This window comes from Bradyrhizobium agreste (assembly GCF_016031625.1).
GTDB lineage: Bacteria > Pseudomonadota > Alphaproteobacteria > Rhizobiales > Xanthobacteraceae > Bradyrhizobium > Bradyrhizobium agreste.
This window is the reverse complement of the sequence record NZ_JACCHP010000004.1, coordinates 212,229-231,945: the sequence shown is the minus strand read 5'-3', so window position 1 is coordinate 231,945 and position 19,717 is coordinate 212,229. Positions and strand designations below refer to the sequence as shown.

Below are 19,717 nucleotides of genomic sequence, written 5' to 3'. Positions count from 1 at the left end.
CGGACCCGCAAGCCGGCGGCGGCACCGTCACGCTAATGGAGGACTCGAATGTCCGCCTTCCTGCTGAATCGTCTCTTCCAGAGCATCGTGCTGCTGGTGATCGTCTCGATCATCGGTTTCACGGTTCTCAACCTCATGCCGGGTGGGCCCCTCGCGCAATTCGGGCTCGATCCCGGCATGACTCAGAAGGATGTCGAGCGTCTCGCCGCGCAGCTCGGGCTCAACAGGCCGCTCTGGATTCAGTATCTCGATTGGGCCTGGCGGCTGCTTCAGGGCGATTGGGGACATTCGTTCCGCGACGGTTCTGCGGTGCTGACGGTGATCGGTCGGCATCTCTCGGCGACGCTGCTGCTGATGGGCACGTCCACCGCCCTGGCGATCGCGGCCGGCACCTGGATCGGAATCCGCGGCGCCACCCACCGTTACTCGCTGTTCGACTATTGCGCGACCGTGGGCGCCATGATCGCCCTGTCGGTCCCGACGTTCTGGTTCGGACTCGTCGGCATCTACATCTTCACGCTGAAGCTCGGCTGGGTGCCGGCAGGCAACATGTACACGATCGGCGACGGCTCGGTGCTGGACTATCTGCATCATCTCATCCTGCCGAGTTTGGTGCTGTCGCTGGTTCATGTCGCGATCTGGAGCCGCTACATGCGCACGGCGACCCTCGATGCGCTCAGCCAGGATTTCGTCAAGACGGCCCGCGCCAAAGGCGTGAGCGAGCGTCGCATCTTGCTGAAGCATGTGGTCGGCAATGCGCTCTTGCCGATGATCGCGCTGGCGGGGATGCAGCTGCCCAGCATCCTGACCGGCGCGTTGGTGACCGAAACTGTCTTCACCTGGCCGGGAATGGGGCGGCTGTTCCTCGATAGCCTCGGCTACAGCGACTATCCGGTCGTGATGGGGCTGTTGATCTTCTCGGCCGTCCTGGTCGTGTTGGGCAATCTGATCGCAGACATCGTCATTGCCACCGTCGACCCACGCATTCGCCTGGCTTGAGCGGGCTCGTTCGCTGCTAACAGGAGGCAACAGGCATGACCGTCATCGTCGCACACGCAGATCCGGCGCGCTGGTGGCACAGCCGCGCGGTACGTCGCTTCCTCCGCCATCATCTGGCGCTCGCGGGAATTGCGATGATCAGCCTGCTTGTGCTGGCGTGTATCCTCGGTCCCTTTGCATTGCCCTATGACTCGCTCTACATCGACTTGCGCGCGCGCTTTGCTCCGCCCCTGACAGGCCACCATTACTTCGGCACGGATCCTTTGGGGCGCGACCTCGCCGTGCGGCTGTTGATGGCCGGGCGCGTCTCGCTGGCAGTGGGATTCTCCGCCATGTTGCTGTCGACGTTGATCGGTACGCTCGTCGGCGTGACGGCCGGTTATCGCGGCGGCTGGGTCGGGGCGGCATTGATGCGGACGGTGGATGGCTTCCTGTCCTATCCCTCGATCTTTCTCGTGCTGGCGCTGGCCGCAACGCTGCGGCCGAGCCCGGTGATGATCACCGTGATCATTGCCGTCACGAGCTGGATGGAGACTGCGCGAATTGTCGAGGCCGAGGTCCGTTCGCTACGTGAGCGCGAGTTCGTCCAGGCTGCGCGCATGGTCGGGCTTAGCAGGGCGCACATCATGTTCCGCGAGATCCTGCCCAATGCCATGGGTCCAATCATCGTCGCCGCAAGTCTGGCCGTCGCCCGCGCGATCCTTCTGGAGGCGTATATCAGCTTTCTCGGCTACGGCATCCAGCCGCCGCTGCCCAGCTGGGGCAACATGCTCAATGGCGCCCAGCAATATCTGGCGAGCGCTCCCTGGCTGGCCATCATTCCCGGTGCCGCCATTACGATGGCGGTAACGAGCTTCAATTTCATCGGTGACGGTCTGCGAGATGCCCTCGACGTTCGAAACGACCACATCTGAAAGATTTAAACCGAGCCGCGGCTGAACCGAGCAACCATACGAGAAGCAAAGCCATGCACGCACCGAGAGTTGCCGAGAAGGCCACGCCCTATTGGTGGGAAGCCGCGCCGCTTAAGCCGCCGCCTCAGCAGCCAATAGCCAAGAAGCTCGACGTGTTGATCGTGGGCGCAGGCTATGCAGGGCTCTCGGCCGGTCTGGTGCTGGCGCGCGAGGGCCGCTCGGTTGCGGCCTACGATGCCATGGACCCTGGCGAAGGAGCTTCGACGCGCAACGGCGGTATCACCAGCGGATCCATTCGGCCCGACTACGCGACGCTCACGCGCCGGTTCGGAGAAGAGAAGGCGCTGGCGATCGAGGCGGAAGGCAAGGCCGCGCGCGAGTTCCTGTACGATTTCATCAGGACGGAAGGCCTCGCCTGCGACTTCCAGCCGGTGGGGCAGTTCAAGGGCGCCTTCGGCTACGAGCAATACGAGGCCATGGCGCGCACCGCGGAGAGGCTCGCAAAGAAACTTGGAATCGAAGCTTACGCAGTTCCCTATGCCGAGCAGCGCAAGTACATCGGCACCGAAGTCTATCGGGGCGGTACGGTTCGGATGGACATCGGCGGACTGCACCCGGCGAAATTCCACGCCGAACTGCTGCGGGTCGCGCTCGCTTCCGGATTGACAGTCCACGCCCGGACGCCCGTGATCTCGATCGACAGAGATGGATCCGAGTTCCGCGTCGTCACCGCGGCCGGTCTGGTGCAGGCGCGTCAGGTGCTGGTGTGTACCAACGGTTACACCGACGGCGCCGTACCCTTCCTGCGCCGTCGGTTGGTCCCGGTTCGCAGCCGGATCATTGCGACGGAGGAGCTTGCGCCCGAAGTCATGGCGCGGCTGATGCCGAAACGCATGATGATCACCGAGAACCGGGAGGTCGGCTTCTATTATCGGCCCTCGCCTGATGGCAAACGCATCTTGCTCGGCGGCCGCGACAGCTCTCGGGTCGGCGACCCCGTCGCTCCGAAGCTGCTTCTGCGCAAGGGCCTCGTGAATCTGTTCCCTGAACTGGAGGCCGTTCGCCTCTCACACAGCTGGTTCGGCCATGTGGCCATGAACCGCGACATGATTCCGCGCATTTTCGAGAAGGAAGGTATCGTCTATGCCAGCGGCTTTTGCGGGTCGGGCGTGGTCTGGGCGCCATGGGTCGGTATGCATGCGGCCCACAAGCTCATGGGACATGAGGAGCGGGCGCGCACCGCGTTCGACTTCAGGCCTCCGGCCTTCATCCCGTTCTATCGAGGCAATCCGTGGTTCATGCCTGCGTTCATTCAAGGCTACCGGATGCGTGACCGGATCGCGATGTGGCGCGCCAGCCGTTGACAGCCGGCAGCACAGCTTACAAGCCAGGGTGTGAGTTCCGGAGGCACTTCCGCTTCTCGAAAGAAGATTGACGATGCAGTACGTGTCCACGCGCGGCCATTCAGGCCGCAAGCAATTCTGCGAGATATTGCTTGAAGGCCTCGCCCCGGATGGCGGGCTGTACGTCCCCGAGACGTATCCTCGCGTGGACCACGCCACGCTGGATGCGTGGCGTACGCTGTCCTACGCCAACCTGGCGTTCGAGATCCTGTCGCTCTATGTCGGCGATATTCCCTCCGCCGACCTGAAAGCCATCTGTGCAAAGACCTACAGGCCGGAGATATTCGGAAAGCCTGACATCGCGCCGCTGCGAAAGCTGGAGAGGGGGCTTTATCTCCAGGAGCTGTCGAATGGTCCCACGCTGGCGTTCAAGGACATGGCCATGCAGTTGCTTGGCAATCTGCTCGAGTACGAGCTGACGCGCCGGCGGGAGAACTTGAACATTCTTGGTGCGACCAGTGGCGATACTGGAAGCGCGGCAGAATACGCCATGCGCGGCAAGAAAGGGGTGCGGGTGTTCATGCTCTCGCCCCGCGGACGAATGAGCGCCTTTCAGCAAGCTCAGATGTTCAGCCTCCAGGACCACAACATCCACAACATCGCGATCGATGGCGTCTTCGACGATTGCCAGGACATCGTCAAGCGAGTGGCGAGCGATCTGGAGTTCAAGCAGCGATACAAGATCGGTGCGGTGAACTCGATCAACTGGGCGAGGCTTCTTGCGCAGGTCGTCTATTACTTCTCCGGTTATCTGCAGGCGTCCGAACGGGGGGCGACAAGTGTAAGCTTTGCAGTACCTTCGGGGAACTTCGGCAACATCTGCGCGGGACATGTTGCGCGCATGATGGGGCTTCCAATATCACGGCTGGTCCTTGCGACCAACGAGAACGACGTGCTCGACGAGTTCTTCCGCACCGGGGTGTATCGCGCCCGAAGTCGCGCTGACACGGTCGAAACCTCAAGCCCGTCCATGGACATCTCCAAGGCTTCAAATCTCGAACGCTTTGTATTCGACCTGTTAGATCGGGACCCAGAGCGAACCAAATCGCTGTTTGCTGATCAGCTCGGGGAGCGAGGCTCGTTCGATCTGAGTGGAGAATCCAGATTTGCAGAGGCTGCAGCCCGTTTCGGCTTCCGCAGCGGAAGGAGCACACATGCCGACCGGCTCGCGACCATCCGTGACACGTGGAAGCGCCTGAACACCGTGATCGACCCACATACGGCAGATGGCGTGAAGGTCGGACGCATGCACGCGAGCCCCGAGACGCCGATAATTGTGCTCGAAACTGCACTGCCGATCAAATTCGCCGCGACGATCAAGGAAGCTCTGGGTCGGGAGCCCGATCGCCCACAAAGCTACGATGGCATTGAGAAGTTGCCGAGGCGAGTCAAAGTACTCCCCGCGGACGCGCAGGCCATCAAGAACTACATCACCGAGATTGTGCGCGACAGAGCCTGCTGAACAGCAGATATCGGAACGAAGACCGCGTCTACCATGGCCGTATTCACGGAGCTGTCATTCGACCTAATCGCAGCGTTCTTTCGAGCGCTGGGTCTCGGCGCGCCTCGTTCCGTTCGCGGGATCACCAGCGGAATTGAGAACACCAACTACTTCGTCGATACGGATCGGGAAGATTATGTGCTCACCATTTTTGAGCGCCTCACAAGATAAATCCGCGCGGCCTCCAATAGTGGAACGAGGTTGTGCCGGTGGTCAGCCGCTATGCATTTGCTGGACAGTGCTCGCTGCTCGCAAGTGAATTGGCGTTTCTTGGCGCCAGCCGCTGACGGCAGATTGGCGGCGTCGAGCCGCGAACAATGAAATTCCATGCCGAACTTTGCTCGAGTCCAATTGTGTAATGCTGTCTGGTGCAACGTACAGTGCGGACGATGCGAGGATCAGGTGGCCCTCGCCGTCAATCAGGTACTGGCGGCAAGTACCGCGAGCAAGAGAAACGTCCATCAATGATGAAGCCCGCAGCTTACCAGGCCGGAGATCGCGACGATCGAGCCGCGGTGCTGGTTCCATTCGCCAGATCGCATCTGGAAGGCGCCCTGAAGCTCTCGCAGGAGATGTCCTGGCCCTATCGGCTCGAAGATTGGGATGTCGCGCTGCAGCTGGGCCAAGGCTTTGTTCTGGAGCGCGCTGGGACGGTGATCGGGACCGCGGCATGGTGGGCGTATGGCGAAACGCATGCTTCCGCAGGTATGATCATCGTCGCGAAGGCCGCGCAGGGCCGTGGCTATGGGGCCCGGCTCATGGATGCGTTGCTGACGTCCGCGCGACCGCGAAGCATTGCGCTGAATTCGACCGCGGAAGGCCAGGCGCTTTACCAGCGGCGCGGTTTCGTCCCCATCGGGGTCATCCACCAGCATCAGGGAATTCCCAGAGGACGCCATGAGTCGCCGCCGCTGGGGCTCGTCAGGCCCTCGGATTTCGAGCTGATCATGCGACTCGATCGCGACGCTACGGGCTTGGAAAGACGACAGATGCTCGAAAAGCTGCTCCAAAGCGGTGATGGCTATGTCCTGCAGCGCAACGGCATGGCGCGCGGCTACGCCATCTCCCGGCTTTTCGGCCGCGGGCATGTCATCGGTCCTGTCGTTGCCGAAACCGCGACCGATGCACAGGCGCTGATTGAGGCTGCGCTCGCGCGGCTCGGCAGTGTTTTTGTCCGCATCGACACCTCTGCCATATCGCAACTCGGGGATTGGCTCGAAGGCATCGGCCTGGAGCAGGTCGGTGATGCCACCACCATGATCTTGGGTGCGCCGGCACCATCGAGCGGGCCGGCGCGCGTGTTTGCGATTGCCAATCAGTCGTTCGGCTAGGAGACATCGACGTGTTACGCGAGAAGATGAGCGGAACGGTTCACCAGAACTCCGAGACGGCTGCAACGCTCGGCAAGCTGGAAACGCCGGCTCTCCTGCTCGACGAGCATCGGCTCGATCGCAATCTCGCCCGCCTGTCCTCGCGCATGGCGAAGCGGGGCGTCGTGCTGCGTCCCCACATGAAAACCGCCAAATCCATCGACGTGGCCCGACGGGCCTATCCGTCCGGATCGGGGCCGATCACTGTCTCGACCCTGGCGGAAGCCGAGTATTTCGCGCGGCACGGTTTTCGCGACATGACTTATGCGGTGGGTCTGGCGCCCCACACAGCTGAAAGAGCAATGCGTCTGCGCAAAGCAGGCGTTGACCTTAAGGTGCTGCTCGATTCGCCGGAGCAGGCAAGGATGCTCGGCGCCGCCGGTCGTGCCGCTGGTGTGACACCGACCGCGTTCATCGAGATCGACTGCGATGGTCACCGCGGCGGGCTGACCGCGAACGATCCAAAGCTCATTGCAGTCGCGGTCGCGCTGAGCGAGGCCGGCGTCAAGCTTGCCGGCGTTCTCACCCATGCAGGCGAATCCTACAGCCTGTTCACGCCCGAGGCTCTCGTCGCGGCCGCGGAGAATGAGAGAGCCGTGGCGGTAGCCGCGGCGGAGGCCTTGCGGGCGGCCGGGCACCAATGCCCCGTCGTGAGCGTCGGCTCGACCCCGACAGCGCATTTCGCCGAAGACCTGACCGGCGTCACGGAAATGCGAGCGGGAGTCTACATGTTCTTCGACTTGGTCATGCACGGTGTTGGTGTCTGCACGACGGACGACATCGCGATCTCGGTGCTCACTACCGTGATCGGCACCAAGCCCGAGAAGGGCTGGATTTTGGTCGATGCCGGGTGGATGGCGCTGTCGCGCGACCGCGGCACCGCGGCGCAGCGGGTCGACCAGGGATATGGTCTGGTCTGCGACGTGGCCGGCAAGGTCTATCCCGACCTGATCGTTTCGCAAGCAAGCCAGGAGCACGGGATTCTCGCCATCAGGCCCGGGTCGGGGCACGCATTGCCCAATCTTCCAATCGGCGCGAAGGTCAGGATTCTCCCCAATCACGCCTGTGCGACGGCCTCGCAACATGAGTTGTATAACGTCGTCTCCGCGAGCAGCGACGCGATTCACGCCCGATGGCCCCGGATGCGCGGCTGGTAGGGCTGGCCGGCCATTCCCGCCTCCCTGGTTCCTGCCGCTGATCGGCGCCTATTACCGGATCGCTTCCAATGACCTCGCCCCTTCGACACCTGACGGAAGCCGGCTTCCTCGGAAAATTCTACATCGACGGAGAATGGCGGAAGCCGATCGGATCCGTCGCGGCCGCCGCAACCGTCGTCAATCCGGCGACGGAGCAGCCGATTGCTGACGTCGCGCTCGGCGATGACGATGATGTGGACTGCGCGATCGCAGCCGCCAGACGAGCCTTCGCCGGCTGGTCCACGACACCGCCTGCCGAGAGAGCGGCACTGCTCGACCGGATGCACGCTTTGCTCCTTGAGCGGCTGGAGCTGTTCGCGCAGGCGCTTACGTGCGAGATGGGAGCTGCGATCACCTATGCGCGCCGCGCTCAGGTGCCGTTGGCCGCCGAGCACATCCGCGTCGCCCGCGACAATCTCGCGAATTATCCGTTCATCGCCGCGCGCGGCAGCACCGCGATCATGCGCGAGGCAATCGGCGTCTGCGGCCTCATCACGCCGTGGAACTGGCCACTTTATCAGATTACCGCGAAGGTGGGCCCGGCGATCGCGGCCGGTTGCACGGTGGTGTTGAAGCCGAGCGAATTATCGCCGCTGAGCGCTTTGCTATTCGCGGAGTTGATGGACGATGCCGATTGTCCGCCCGGCGTCTTCAATCTCGTCAATGGGACAGGTCCGATCGTGGGAGCCGCTCTCGCGTCGCATCCGCTGGTCGACATGATCTCGATCACCGGCTCGACGCGGGCCGGCGTTCTCGTGGCGCAAGCGGCAGCGCCCACCGTCAAGCGCGTTGCCCAGGAACTCGGTGGCAAGTCGCCGAACATCATTTTGCCGGATGCCGATCTCGGCCGTGCTGTTCCGCTCGGCGTCGGCGCAGCCTTCCGCAATCTCGGCCAATCCTGCAGCGCGCCGACACGCATGCTCGTGTCTCGCTCACACATGGCAGAGGTCGAGATCCTGGCAGCGGCGGCCGCTTCTGAGCTGGTGGTCGGCGACCCGCTTGCGGAAAACACAACTCATGGCCCGATTGCGAATCGTCCGCAGTTCGAGCGAGTCCAGGCCATGATCGGTGTCGGCCTGGAAGAAGGCGCCAAGCTCCTCATCGGCGGGCCCGGGCGGCCCGGCGACCTTCAGATTGGCTTCTATGCACGGCCGACCATCTTCTCGAACGTCCGTCCCGACATGAGGATCGCGCAGGAGGAGATCTTCGGTCCGGTGCTGTCGATCATTCCCTACGACACCGTGGACGAGGCGATCGCAATCGCCAACGACACCGTCTACGGCCTCGGCGCCCATGTACAAGGCACTGACATGGAGACGGTACGGACGGTCGCCCGTCAGATCCAGTCGGGTCAAGTGCATCTCAATTATCCCGATTGGGACCCCAATGCTCCCTTTGGCGGATACAAGCGCTCCGGCAACGGTCGCGAATACGGCGTTGAGGGCATGGAGGAGTATCTCGAGACCAAGGCCGTTCTCGGATTTTACCGATGAAGGCTGGCAGTCACCAGAAGCCGCTTTCAAGCCCAGGCATAGAAACACCCGTGATTGCAACGGTTGACCATCTTTCTTGCCCGTCGGCCTCAACCGAAACCTATTTTCGCGCCGCTGCTGCAGTCCTGGCCGTGCGGTCCGACTCCTCGGGACCGGACATATCGGCGGCACTGCTGAAGCGTCACTACGGAGTGACCGGCTCGATCACGACGTTGTCCTCCGAGATCGAGCGCACCGTTGAAATCCACATCCCGGACGGCCGCCGGTGCATCCTGAAGACGTCGACCAGACCTGAGGCTGTCGACAGCTTCCGCTTCCAGACCTCAGTCTTGGCAGGCTTGGAGGAAGCTGTGGGCTTCGCTGCACCCGCAGTGCTGCGCACGAGCAGCGGCGCGCTGATGTTTGAGGAATATCTGATATGCGGGTACCTGCAGACCCGAATCGAAGGCATTCCGCTGCATCAGGTGCTGCCCACTCGCGAGCTGCTATTTCGGACTGGACGCGCCCTCGCTCGGCTTGATCTGGCGCTTGCGCAAGTCAAGGTGCCTGCAGCTCATCGGCCCGTTCTTTGGCATGTCGGGTGCTGGTCGCGGCTGATGGAACTAGAGCAGTACCTGCCCACCGGGAGCATTGCCGATAGAGTTCACGCCGCCATGGCGGACTATCGGGAATTTGTTGAGCCACAAATCTCGAACGTCGTCTGGCAAGTCACTCACAACGATCCTAGCCCGTTCAACATGATTGTGACTGGCCAGGGACTGGGCTTCATCGATTTTGGTGATGGTTGCTGGAGCCCCAGGATCCAGGATCTGGCAATTGCAGCCAGTCACGTCGTGTCGGATCCGACTCTTCCTCTGGGTGGCGCCGAACATGTCATTGCAGGCTATGCATCTGTCATTGCGCTTTCAATGCTGGAAACAAGACTCCTCGTCGGACTGATGCGGGCGCGACAAAGCGCATTGATCTTGGTCAATTACTGGCGCGCTCACCTTTTTCCAGCCGACGCCGAGTACATCAAAAAGAACGTCGCGCGTGCCGAGCGCGGCCTCTCTATCCTGGCGCCCCTCGATGCCGCATTGGGCGAGGCGGCAGTCTTGGCGGCAGTATCGTCGTCCTCGCCGTGACGCCGGTTAGGTTCGCTCGATTGACAGGGCCGTAAAGTTCCGAAGTGACCACGGTACTCTTTCGAAAAGGCAGCTGCACATGTCCACAGATCTTATGCCCAATCGCTACCGACCTGGCGAAGCAGACCTTCCCAGCCGGGAATCCGAGCTCATTGCTCGTCGTGACAAAGTTCTGGGCGCTTCTTATCGGCTCCAGTACCGCCGGCCCGTGCACTTCGTTCGCGGTGAAGGTATGTGGCTGTACGATCCTGACGGCCGGGCCTATCTCGACTTCTACAATAACGTGCCGTGTCTCGGCCATTGCCATCCCGAAGTAAACGCGGCCATGGCGGAGCAGGCGGGCCGAATAAGCGCCAATACGCGCTATCTCGAGCCAAAGCTCGTCGATTATGCAGAGCGGCTCGTCGGTACTTTCCCAAACGAGCTCGACCGCGTGGTGTTTACCTGCACGGGGAGTGAATCCAACGATCTGGCGCTGCGCATCGCGCGATGTACGAGCGGCAACGAAGGCGTGATCGTTTCCACTTATGCCTATCACGGCACGAGTGCTGCGACGGCCGCGGTTTCGCCGAACCTGGGCCACGCAGTCAAGCTCAGCCCATTGGTGCGGATGGTGTCCCTACCCGGGCCGGCGGGCATACCGGAAGCCCAGGCTGCGGAGTTTTTCGAGACACAGATTCGTTCAGCCATGATGGATCTGAGCCGTCGTGGCATCGGCGTTGCGGCCCTGCTCATCGACAGCATTTTTTCCAGCGATGGCGTATGGCTAGATCCTCCTGGCTTCATCGCGAGCGGAGTTGCGGCGGTGCAGGAGGCGGGTGGCCTTGTCATTGCCGACGAAGTTCAACCAGGCTTCGGACGAACTGGTACTCACATGTGGGGCTTCGAGCGCCATGGGATCGTTCCGGATCTTGTTACCTTGGGCAAGCCGATGGGCAACGGATTTCCGATTGGCGCTGTCGTCGGTCGCAGAGCATGGATGGACCAATTTGGTGCCACCGCTCGCTACTCGAACACATTCGCTGGAAACACAGTCGGGATAGCAACAGCGAACGCCGTGTTAACGATCCTACAGCGAGACCAAATTCCGCAAAAGGCGCTTGCGACAAGCCGGCGTCTCCGCGCCGGACTGGAGAAGCTCGCAACGCAGCGTCATGAGATTCGCGCTATCAGAAACGCCGGGCTCTTCTTTGGCGTCGATATAGGGGCTGAGGGAACCCCGGCGCCGGGTCGTCGTGCGATGGCTTTGGACTTGGTTAACGCAATGCGGGATGACGGCCTGCTTATCAGCACGACGGGGGCCAATGAAGATACGCTTAAAGTGCGCCCTCCGCTCGTTTGCGAAGCGGAGCACGTCGACCTGTTCCTGACAGCCATGGAGCGCGCGCTCATCAATATCGCACGCTAGATCGCAGACGTCATCGGAGGCAGCACCGTTCCGTGTGCAAGCGGCAGCGCGGGCTATCAAACCCGATCAGGCTTTAAATGAAATTTGCACCTTGGCGTCAGTTCGGGCCAGGGGTGCCCGCCCGGGATAAAGCACGAGTGCGATCCAACGGACGAGCAGGCCGCGTCGCCCCTCGCGCCGAACTGGGACTTGGTCGCACCTGAGCAGCTTCGTTCAATCAAGCGGCCAGAAACCCGAACATCCTTGCGAAGTCCTGGATGATTTCAGCACATTCTATCGCGCGCAGAATGCGATGAAGGGCTGATCGGAAACTTTGCATCCGCATTCTTGGCAGCCGAGGTTCGTTGGAACATGTCGCCTCACGTCGAGCGCATTCACAGCGATGAGCGTCTCCCCGCGCAGGCCGACGTCGTCATCGTCGGCGGCGGCATCCTCGGCTCTACGGCCGCCTATTACCTGGCGAAGCGCGGCCTCTCTGTGGCGCTCCTCGAGAAGGGCCACGTCGCCTGTGAACAATCGAGCCGAAACTGGGGTTGGTGCCGCCAGCAGAATCGCGACCGGCGCGAACTGCCGCTCTCGGTGCTGTCCATGCGGCTGTGGGACGAGCTCACGCGCGATATCAATCGGGATCTCGGATTTCGCCGCTGCGGTCTCGTCTATGCGACCCACGACGAGGCTGTGCTCGCCGGCTGGGAAAAGTGGCGCGAGGTCGCCAGGGAGTACGGCGTCGATACCCGCGTGCTGAGCCGCGCGGAGGTGGCCGAGCGCGTCCCCGAAGCGCGCGACAAATGGGTCGGCGGGACCTATTCGGCTCGGGACGGCAAAGCCGAACCGGCGCTCGCCGCGCCGGCTATCGCCGAAGGGGCCAGAACTCTGGGCGCCACGATCCACCAGGGATGCGCCGCGCGCGCGCTCGACTTGGCCAACGGCAGGATTGCGGGCGTGCACACGGAAAAGGGCTACCTCAGAACCAACGCGGTGCTGTGCGCCGCCGGCGCCTGGTCCTCGCGCTTCCTTCGGCCGCTCGGGGGCAGTTTCCCCCAAGCGAGCATCCGGCAGACCGCGCTGCGTTCCACCCCCACAATCAATATCGGCGAAGCGGTCTCGACACCCTACTGCACGATCACGCGCCGACTGGATGGCAGCTACACGCTTGCGATCAGCGGCAAGGCGAACCTCGAAATCACGCCCCAAGCTATCAGGTACAGCCGGGAATTCATGCCGCAGTTCTTGCGTCGCCTGAAGAACGTCAGGCTTGGCGTCGGCCGATCGTTCGTTTCGGGGCCGGATTCAATATCGGCGCTTCTGACCAACGATGATCGGATCTTCGAACGGAATCGCGTGCTGGATCCCCCGCCATTGAAATGGCTGGTGAGCCAAGTGGTGGAGAGTGTCCGGAAAACCTTCCCCCAGCTCGGCGAGATTAAGATCGACAGCGCCTGGGGCGGCTTCGTCGATTGCACGCCGGACGCAGTGCCCGTGGTGTCGCAGGTGGACGGGGTGGAAGGCCTCGTGCTCGCGGCGGGCTGCTCGGGTCACGGCTTCGGTCTGGGCCCGGGGCTCGGCTATCTGGCCGCACAGCTTGTCGTCAACGACACGCCTTGCGTTGATCCCACACCGTTCCGGCTGTCGCGTCTGGTCGACGGCTCGAAGCTGGACATCGCCGCCATCTGAAGATCGAGCCGGACGTCAGGCCCGACGCGTACCGTGGCGAGCAAAGGATTTGGAGCGGTGCTCGAAGATCCCCATCTGCGTGCGGGATTTAACGTTCATCGCAGAGGCCCGCGGCCGAGAGTCTCTGTCTGCCATGCTCCCGATCGAACAGGTCGCGGCCTGATCATCCTAAGGGGCGTTTCCTCCCCAACTTGAGCCACTCCTTCGGAGTGGCTCTTTCTTTATGGACACGACGATTTGGCTGATCGAGGTGCATCGCCCGAAGTCCCACCGTTTGGAAAGCATCGCCAACTCGCCGGCCGATGGTTCAACGCGCAGACTTCTCTCCCAATGGGCAAACGATCGCGCCGGCGTTCATGATGTCCGCCGGATCAAAGGCGGTCTTGATCCGGCGCATCGCCGCGATACGCCCGACATCACCGTACCGTTCCAGAAGATGCCTCTTAAAACGGCCGACGCCGTGCTCCGCGCTGAACGTGCCGCCGAGCGCCGCGGCGGTGTCGTAGAGTTGCAGAGACAGGCTGCTTTCGATCCGCTTGGTGAACTCGATCCGGTCGACGCCGGCAGGAACGAGCACGTTGTAGTGCAGGTTGCCGTCGCCGACATGGCCGTACACGGAGAGCTCAAGGTCGGCGTCATACGATCGCACCTGCGAGCCGGCTAGATCCAGAAAGCGTTGAATGGACGACAGCGGTACCGAGATGTCGTGCTTGACCGATCCGTTCCGGCGCTTCTCGCCCTCCGGGATGGTCTCGCGGAGCCGCCACATCGCGGTCCGCTGCGATCCGCTCTGCGCCAGGAACGCGTCCTCGACCCATCCGGCCTCGATCACCTCGGCCAGAACGGCTTCCATCAGTTCGTCCAGATCGAGATGGCGCGAGGAAGAGGCGAACTCGACGAGAACGGCGCCTTCTGGACCTGCTGGAAGGGAGGGCGGATCGGTCATTGCTTCGGTTGCGAGCGTGATCGATCGGGCCGCCATAAATTCGAACGTGGTCACCATGTCCGCGGATTCGCGGCGCACCAGCGCGAGAAGCTCGGCGAGCGGCGCGCCCCGCGCCAGTTTCAGCCAGGCAGTCGCGCGACGGATCGGCAAGGGCGCCAGACGCAGCACCGCGCCCGTGATGATGCCAAGAGTTCCCTCGCTGCCGACGAAGCACTGCTTGATGTCGTAGCCGGTATTGTTTTTCCGCAGCTTACGCATGTCGGAAACTACCGTGCCGTCCGCCAGCACCGCCTCGATTCCGAGCAGCAGATCGCGCGTCATCCCGTACCTGACGACCGACAGTCCGCCGGCATTCGTCCCGATGTTACCGCCGATCCGGCAACTGCCTTCCGCGCCGAGGCTGAGCGGCAACAGAAGTCCGGCGGCCGCCGCGGCGTCCTGTGCGTTCTTCAGGATGGTGCCGGCGTCCACAGAGATGCTCATGGAGACGGGATCGACTTCGCGAATCCTGTCCATCCGCTCGAGGCTCACGATAATCTGGCGTCCGGAGGCGTCGGGCGTCGCGCCTCCGCAGTAGCTGGTGTTGCCGCCCTGCGGAACGATTCCGATACCATGATACGCCGCCAGCCGCACGATGTCGGCGACTTGCTTCGTCGTCGTCGGCTTCAGCACGGCAAACGTCGAGCCCGTGGAGAGCTGGCGTTGATCCGTCGTGTAGGTAGCCATCCGCTCCGGGTCGTCAATGACGCCTCCGTCGCCTACAAGGTCGCGAAAGGCCCGAACGTGTACTGACTGGGACATGCTCAGCTCCCGATTGGCATCGAGGCATCTTTGCGCGTTTGTGCCGCATTGGCTGCCGTTGGTGGGGCATTCAGAAGAAAGCAATGCCGAATTGCTACGATTGTCGGCAGCTTGCGCCGCTGTCGAACACTTTCTCGCGAGGCCTTTGGGACTTGAGAGGAGCAGTCGATGATTCACGGGTGGAGCGTGGCTCGTTCGCGGGGACGCTACGCGTAGCCAAGACCGTAGATTGCCGCCGAGATCATCGCGCTCGCCGGCTGCGAGGTGGAGCTGGTCGCCGCATCCGGCGCGGCGCTGGAGCAGGGCGCCCCGATCCAGACCGCCGATGCCGACCGCGCCAGTGGAACCCCGGACGACCGCAGGAACACTTTCGGCAGCGCTCCGTTAGCGCAGCAAACGCCGGGAGTTGTCCATGGTCGACTATCCAAAGCCGCCTTATCCTGCACAGCAGCAGCCGATGCCGGGCTCGACGCGGGCCATGCAGCCGCGCCCCGATCACGGCGAGGAGAGTTACAAGGGCTCCGGCCGTCTTGCTGGAAAGAAGGCCATCATCACGGGCGGCGACAGCGGCATCGGCCGCGCGGTGGCGATCGCCTATGCGCGTGAAGGCGCGGACATCGTCATCTCCTATTTGAACGAGGACGAGGATGCGGCCGAGGTCAAGGTGCTGGTCGAGCGGGAGGGACGCAAGGCCATCCTGATCCCGGGCGATATCAGCAATCCCGAGCATTGCCGCGCCATCGTGCGTCGCACCGTCGAGGAGCTTGGCGGCATCGACATCCTCGTCAACAACGCTGCCCATCAGGCGACGTTCAAGGACATCGCCGATATCAGCGACGACGAATGGCGGCGGACGTTCGAGACGAACATCCACGCCATGTTCTATCTGGCCAAGGCTGCCGTCCCCCACATGCGGCCGGGCTCCGCGATCATCAACACGGCCTCGGTGAATTCCGACATGCCGAACCCGAGCCTGCTGGCCTACGCCACGACCAAGGGCGCCATCCAGAATTTCACCGGCGGGCTCGCGCAGATGCTGGCCGAGAAGGGCATCCGGGTCAATGCGGTCGCCCCGGGTCCGATCTGGACGCCGCTGATTCCCTCGACCATGTCGGAGGAAAGGGTCAAGAACTTCGGCCAGCAGGTGCCGATGCAGCGCGCCGGCCAGCCGGCCGAGCTCGCGACGGCCTATGTCATGCTGGCGGATCCGCTTTCGAGCTACACGTCGGGGGCGACGTTGCCCGTCACCGGTGGCAAGCCGTTCATCTGATCGGATACTCCTGTAGGTGCCGAAGATGAGCCCGCTTCGCGACGATCATGGCGGCTTCACGATGGCAGTGGAACGCGGAGCGGCCGCCGCTGTTCCATTCCCGTGTGCAGATCGGGAGAGCCGAATGAGCGATGGAGTGGATCATTTTGCGGGCCTGCTCGGACGTGCGGCGATGGACGTATGGGGCGACATGCCTCGCGACATCCAGGAGGCGCTGTTCGAGACCGCGATGAAGGGCCGCGACACCGAGCGTGAGGAGCTGGCGCGATTGCTGCATGAGCGACATCCGCGCACACTGCATCCGGCCCGTCCATGCTGATGCCGCGGGCCGGGAACGATCATGCGATCTCCTGATTGGTGAATCGGGAGGCGCGCCACACGGGCTCCAATCAGGACGCGCGGGGCGCATCGCCCGAGCCTGTCAATCTGTGAGTCGACCGACGTGATTGAGATCAATATCGGCAAATGGTACGACCCGATTTCGGAGCGGTGGATCGTGCCTCGCCAACCCCACACCATCGCCGCGTTCGATCAGTCGAGTGCGGAGAACGTGTCGGAGGCGAACAAGAGAGAAGAGACGCAGCGGATCTGGAATCTGCTGGTCGATTGCTGCGCACGCGGATGACGCAGCGTCGGCGCCAAAAAGAGCGCCATGACGCGCGCGATGAACGTTCGGGGGTGTCAACGGACTTGAGGCTGGCTTTGCGCGGGGCAGGTCAGCGTTCCCGTCAACTCTGATCTCGACGGCGTCCGGAGCGGGCCGGTATATTACCACCCGTTGCCGAGGCCGCCGGAACAAGGATCAGAAATGGACGACATGATTGGCTTCCCCGACCCCGGGCTTGACCTGTCGGACGGCTTCAAGCCGCACACCTCGCATTGGGGCGTGTTCTCCGCGCGTCAGGGCGCGACCGGGCTGGAGGTCAGGGCCTATGCGGGCGATCCCGATCCGAACGGCATCATCGACAATTTTCCCGGCGCGCTCCGCCACCAGGCCCGCATCGCCCAGCCGGCAATTCGCCGCGGCTGGCTCGAGCGCGGGCCGGGCCCCGACGATCGGCGCGGCCGCGACGAGTTCGTCTCCGTCAGCTGGGAGAAGGCGCTGGATCTGCTCGGCGACGAGCTTGGCCGCATTCGCGACACCCGCGGACCCGGCGCCGTGTTCGGCGGCTCCTATGGCTGGTCCAGTGCCGGGCGCTTCCATCACGCCCAGAGCCAGGTGCATCGCTTCCTCAATATCGCGATGGGCGGCTATGTACGCTCGGTCAACACCTATTCGTCCGGTGCGTCCTCGGTGCTGCTGCCGCAGATCCTGGCCGGCTACGAGGACATCACCAAGCGCAACGTCACCTGGGAGCAGATTGCGGCCGAGACGGACATCGTGCTGGCGTTCGGCGGCATGGCGCTGAAGAACTCCATGGTGGCGGGCGGCTCGATCAGCAAGCATGTCGAGCGCGGCGCCATGGCGGCGGCGCGGGCGCGCGGCTGCGAGTTCGTCCTGGTCAGCCCGCTGCGCGACGATCTGCCGGTCGAGGCCGGCGCCGACTGGATGACCTGCGTTCCCGGCAACGACACGGCCTTGATGCTCGGCATCGTCCATACGCTGGTGAGCGAGAACCTGCACGATCAGGCCTTCCTCGATCGCTACACCGAGGGCTGGCCAATCTTCCTGCGCTATCTGACCGGCGAGAGCGACGGGCAAGCCAAGCACGCCGAATGGGCCGCCGCGATCTGCGGCGTCCAGGCGGATGCGATCCGCAAGCTGGCGCGGCGCCTTGCCGGAAAGCGCGCGCTCGTCACCGTCTCCCATTCGCTGCAGCGCGCCGAGCATGGCGAGCAGCCGGTATGGATGGGCATGGTGCTGGCGGCCGCCCTCGGCCAGATTGGCCTTCCCGGCGGCGGCTATGCCTATTCGCTGGGTGCGATCGGCTATTACGGCCGCCGCGTCAACGACGTGCCGGGACCGACGCTGGGGCAGGGCCGCAACGGCGTTGCCGATTTCATTCCGGTGGCGCGCATCGCCGACATGCTGCTCAATCCCGGCACCACATATCGCTACAACGGCGAGACGCGGACCTATCCGGATATTCGTCTGGTCTACTGGGCGGGCGGCAATCCCTTCCATCACCATCAGGACATCAACCGCCTGCGCAAGGCCTTCGCAAGGGTGGACACGCTGGTCGTGCACGAGCTCGCCTGGACCGCCACCGCCCGCCACGCCGACATCGTGCTGCCCGCGACGATGACGCTGGAGCGCGAGGATATCGGCTATTCCACCAACGATCCCCTGATGGTCGCGATGCACCGGATCGCCGAGCCGTTTGGGCTTGCGCGCGACGATTACGACATCTTCGCCGATCTCGCCGAACGTCTCGGAGCGCGTGAGCCCTTCACCGAAGGGCGCACGTCGCGGCAATGGCTGGAACATCTCTACGAGCCGACCCGCGCCTCGCTTGCCAAGCGCGGCCTCGAAGCGCCAAGCTTCGAAGAATTCTGGGCGCGCGGCAGCCTGATCGTGCCGCAGCAGCCCGATGACGGCGGCCGGCTGCGCCGCTTTCGCGAGGATCCGGTCAATCACGCCTTGCCGACGCCGAGCGGACGCATCGAGATCTTCTCGGCCAAGATCGCAGGGCACGGTGATGCGGATTGTCCCGGACATCCGGTCTGGCTCGACAAGACCGATATTCCCAAGCGAGGTGCACCATGCTTCCTCGTCGCCAACCAGCCGGTGACGCGCCTGCACAGCCAGCTGGATTTCGGCGGGCATTCGCTCAGCTCAAAGCATCGCGGTCGCGAGGTCGCGCGCATGAACCCGGTCGACGCGGAGGCGCGCGGCATCAAGGACGGTGACATCATCCGCTTGTTCAACGAGCGCGGCGCGTGCCTCGCCGCGGTCCACGTCACCGACGGCATCGCGCCCGGCGTGGTCCAGCTTCCGACTGGCGCGTGGTATGATCCGATGGATCCCGAAGACGAGGCGCCGCTTTGCGTTCACGGCAATCCGAACGTGCTGACCCGCGACGTCGGCACCTCGTCCCTGGCGCAGGGCTGCACCGGTCAGTTGACGACCGTCGAGGTGGAGAAGTTCACCGGCAATCTGCCGCCGATCCGCGCGTTCGATCCGGTTCGGGCAAGCAAGGAGAACTGACATGATCCGCAAGGCAGCAGCAGTCTGGAAGGGCACCGGTCGCGATGGCACGGGCCACCTCTCGAGCGAATCCGGCGTGCTGGCCACAACGCCCTATTCGTTCAAGACCCGCTTCGAGAACGAGAAGGGCACCAATCCCGAAGAATTGATCGCCGCAGCCCATGCCGGCTGTTTCACCATGGCGCTTGCCTTCGGCCTGCAGATGGCGGGTTTCACGCCGGACGAGCTCTCGACCGAAGCCGCCGTCACGCTCGAGCCTGAAGGCAAGGGTTTCAAGATCAGCAAATCCGCGCTGACCCTGCGGGCGAAAGTGCCTGGTCTCGACGATGCCGGCTTTGCCCGGTTCGCCGGCGAGGCCGAGAAGCACTGCCCGGTGTCCAAAGTGCTCAACGCCGCCATCACGCTCGACGCCAGGCTGGTCTAGGCGGGCGTTTGCTTCCGCTCCATCCGCTCCTGGCAACCGGGTGGGC

17 protein-coding genes are annotated in these 19,717 nt (G+C 63.3%); 16 read left to right on the top strand and 1 reads right to left on the bottom strand.

The window, feature by feature from the left end:
- Positions 1-48: 48 nt before the first annotated feature.
- From HZZ13_RS08035 to HZZ13_RS07985, 11 genes are all read left to right on the top strand, one after another.
- Complete coding sequence (locus HZZ13_RS08035; RefSeq protein WP_197959094.1) at positions 49-999, top strand: ABC transporter permease; 951 nt, start codon at positions 49-51, stop codon at positions 997-999.
- Between the two features lie 35 nt (positions 1,000-1,034).
- Positions 1,035-1,913 (top strand): ABC transporter permease, encoded by an 879-nt coding sequence (locus HZZ13_RS08030; RefSeq protein WP_197959093.1) that lies wholly within the window; start codon positions 1,035-1,037, stop codon positions 1,911-1,913.
- Positions 1,914-1,966: 53 nt separating this feature from the next.
- Positions 1,967-3,277 carry an NAD(P)/FAD-dependent oxidoreductase gene (locus HZZ13_RS08025; RefSeq protein ID WP_197959092.1) on the top strand — a complete coding sequence of 437 codons (1,311 nt, stop codon included), beginning with the start codon at positions 1,967-1,969 and terminating at the stop codon, positions 3,275-3,277.
- Between the two features lie 73 nt (positions 3,278-3,350).
- The gene (gene thrC / locus HZZ13_RS08020; RefSeq protein WP_197959091.1) at positions 3,351-4,778 is read left to right on the top strand and encodes a threonine synthase; all 1,428 of its coding nucleotides are present in this window, start codon (positions 3,351-3,353) and stop codon (positions 4,776-4,778) included.
- A 33-nt stretch (positions 4,779-4,811) separates the two neighbouring features.
- On the top strand, positions 4,812-4,988 hold the full coding sequence (locus tag HZZ13_RS08015) for a hypothetical protein (RefSeq protein ID WP_197959090.1): 177 nt from the start codon (positions 4,812-4,814) through the stop codon (positions 4,986-4,988).
- A 293-nt stretch (positions 4,989-5,281) separates the two neighbouring features.
- Positions 5,282-6,148, top strand: coding sequence for a GNAT family N-acetyltransferase (locus tag HZZ13_RS08010; RefSeq protein WP_197959089.1), 867 nt, complete (start codon positions 5,282-5,284; stop codon positions 6,146-6,148).
- Positions 6,149-6,174: 26 nt separating this feature from the next.
- Positions 6,175-7,344, top strand: coding sequence for an alanine racemase (locus HZZ13_RS08005; RefSeq protein WP_197959180.1), 1,170 nt, complete (start codon positions 6,175-6,177; stop codon positions 7,342-7,344).
- Positions 7,345-7,412: 68 nt separating this feature from the next.
- Positions 7,413-8,876, top strand: a complete 1,464-nt coding sequence (locus HZZ13_RS08000) for an aldehyde dehydrogenase family protein (RefSeq protein WP_197959088.1) — start codon at positions 7,413-7,415, stop codon at positions 8,874-8,876.
- Entirely contained in the window at positions 8,873-10,000 is a 1,128-nt protein-coding gene (locus HZZ13_RS07995; RefSeq protein WP_197959087.1) for a phosphotransferase enzyme family protein, read from the top strand. Before HZZ13_RS08000 ends, HZZ13_RS07995 begins: the two co-directional genes overlap by 4 nt.
- Before the next feature lie 79 nt (positions 10,001-10,079).
- A complete protein-coding gene (locus HZZ13_RS07990) occupies positions 10,080-11,408 on the top strand; it encodes an aspartate aminotransferase family protein (protein WP_197959086.1) in 1,329 nt (442 codons plus the stop codon).
- A gap of 351 nt (positions 11,409-11,759) precedes the next feature.
- Positions 11,760-13,082, top strand: a complete 1,323-nt coding sequence (locus HZZ13_RS07985; RefSeq protein ID WP_197959085.1) for an NAD(P)/FAD-dependent oxidoreductase — start codon at positions 11,760-11,762, stop codon at positions 13,080-13,082.
- A gap of 307 nt (positions 13,083-13,389) precedes the next feature.
- Here the strand turns inward: HZZ13_RS07985 and HZZ13_RS07980 are convergent, their stop codons facing one another.
- The gene (locus HZZ13_RS07980) at positions 13,390-14,829 is read right to left on the bottom strand and encodes an FAD-binding oxidoreductase (RefSeq protein WP_246504335.1); all 1,440 of its coding nucleotides are present in this window, start codon (positions 14,827-14,829) and stop codon (positions 13,390-13,392) included.
- A 412-nt stretch (positions 14,830-15,241) separates the two neighbouring features.
- On the opposite strand from HZZ13_RS07980, the gene HZZ13_RS07975 reads away from it, so the two are divergent.
- The 5 genes from HZZ13_RS07975 to HZZ13_RS07955 all read left to right on the top strand — a co-directional run bounded on the left by HZZ13_RS07975 (position 15,242) and on the right by HZZ13_RS07955 (position 19,671).
- Entirely contained in the window at positions 15,242-16,099 is an 858-nt protein-coding gene (locus tag HZZ13_RS07975; protein ID WP_197959084.1) for an SDR family oxidoreductase, read from the top strand.
- Between the two features lie 124 nt (positions 16,100-16,223).
- The gene (locus HZZ13_RS07970; protein WP_197959083.1) at positions 16,224-16,418 is read left to right on the top strand and encodes a hypothetical protein; all 195 of its coding nucleotides are present in this window, start codon (positions 16,224-16,226) and stop codon (positions 16,416-16,418) included.
- 123 nt (positions 16,419-16,541) lie between these two features.
- Complete coding sequence (locus HZZ13_RS07965) at positions 16,542-16,724, top strand: hypothetical protein (RefSeq protein WP_197959193.1); 183 nt, start codon at positions 16,542-16,544, stop codon at positions 16,722-16,724.
- A gap of 183 nt (positions 16,725-16,907) precedes the next feature.
- Positions 16,908-19,247 carry a molybdopterin guanine dinucleotide-containing S/N-oxide reductase gene (locus HZZ13_RS07960; protein ID WP_197959082.1) on the top strand — a complete coding sequence of 780 codons (2,340 nt, stop codon included), beginning with the start codon at positions 16,908-16,910 and terminating at the stop codon, positions 19,245-19,247.
- A gap of 1 nt (position 19,248) precedes the next feature.
- Positions 19,249-19,671 (top strand): OsmC family protein, encoded by a 423-nt coding sequence (locus HZZ13_RS07955; protein ID WP_197959081.1) that lies wholly within the window; start codon positions 19,249-19,251, stop codon positions 19,669-19,671.
- Positions 19,672-19,717: the final 46 nt, after the last annotated feature.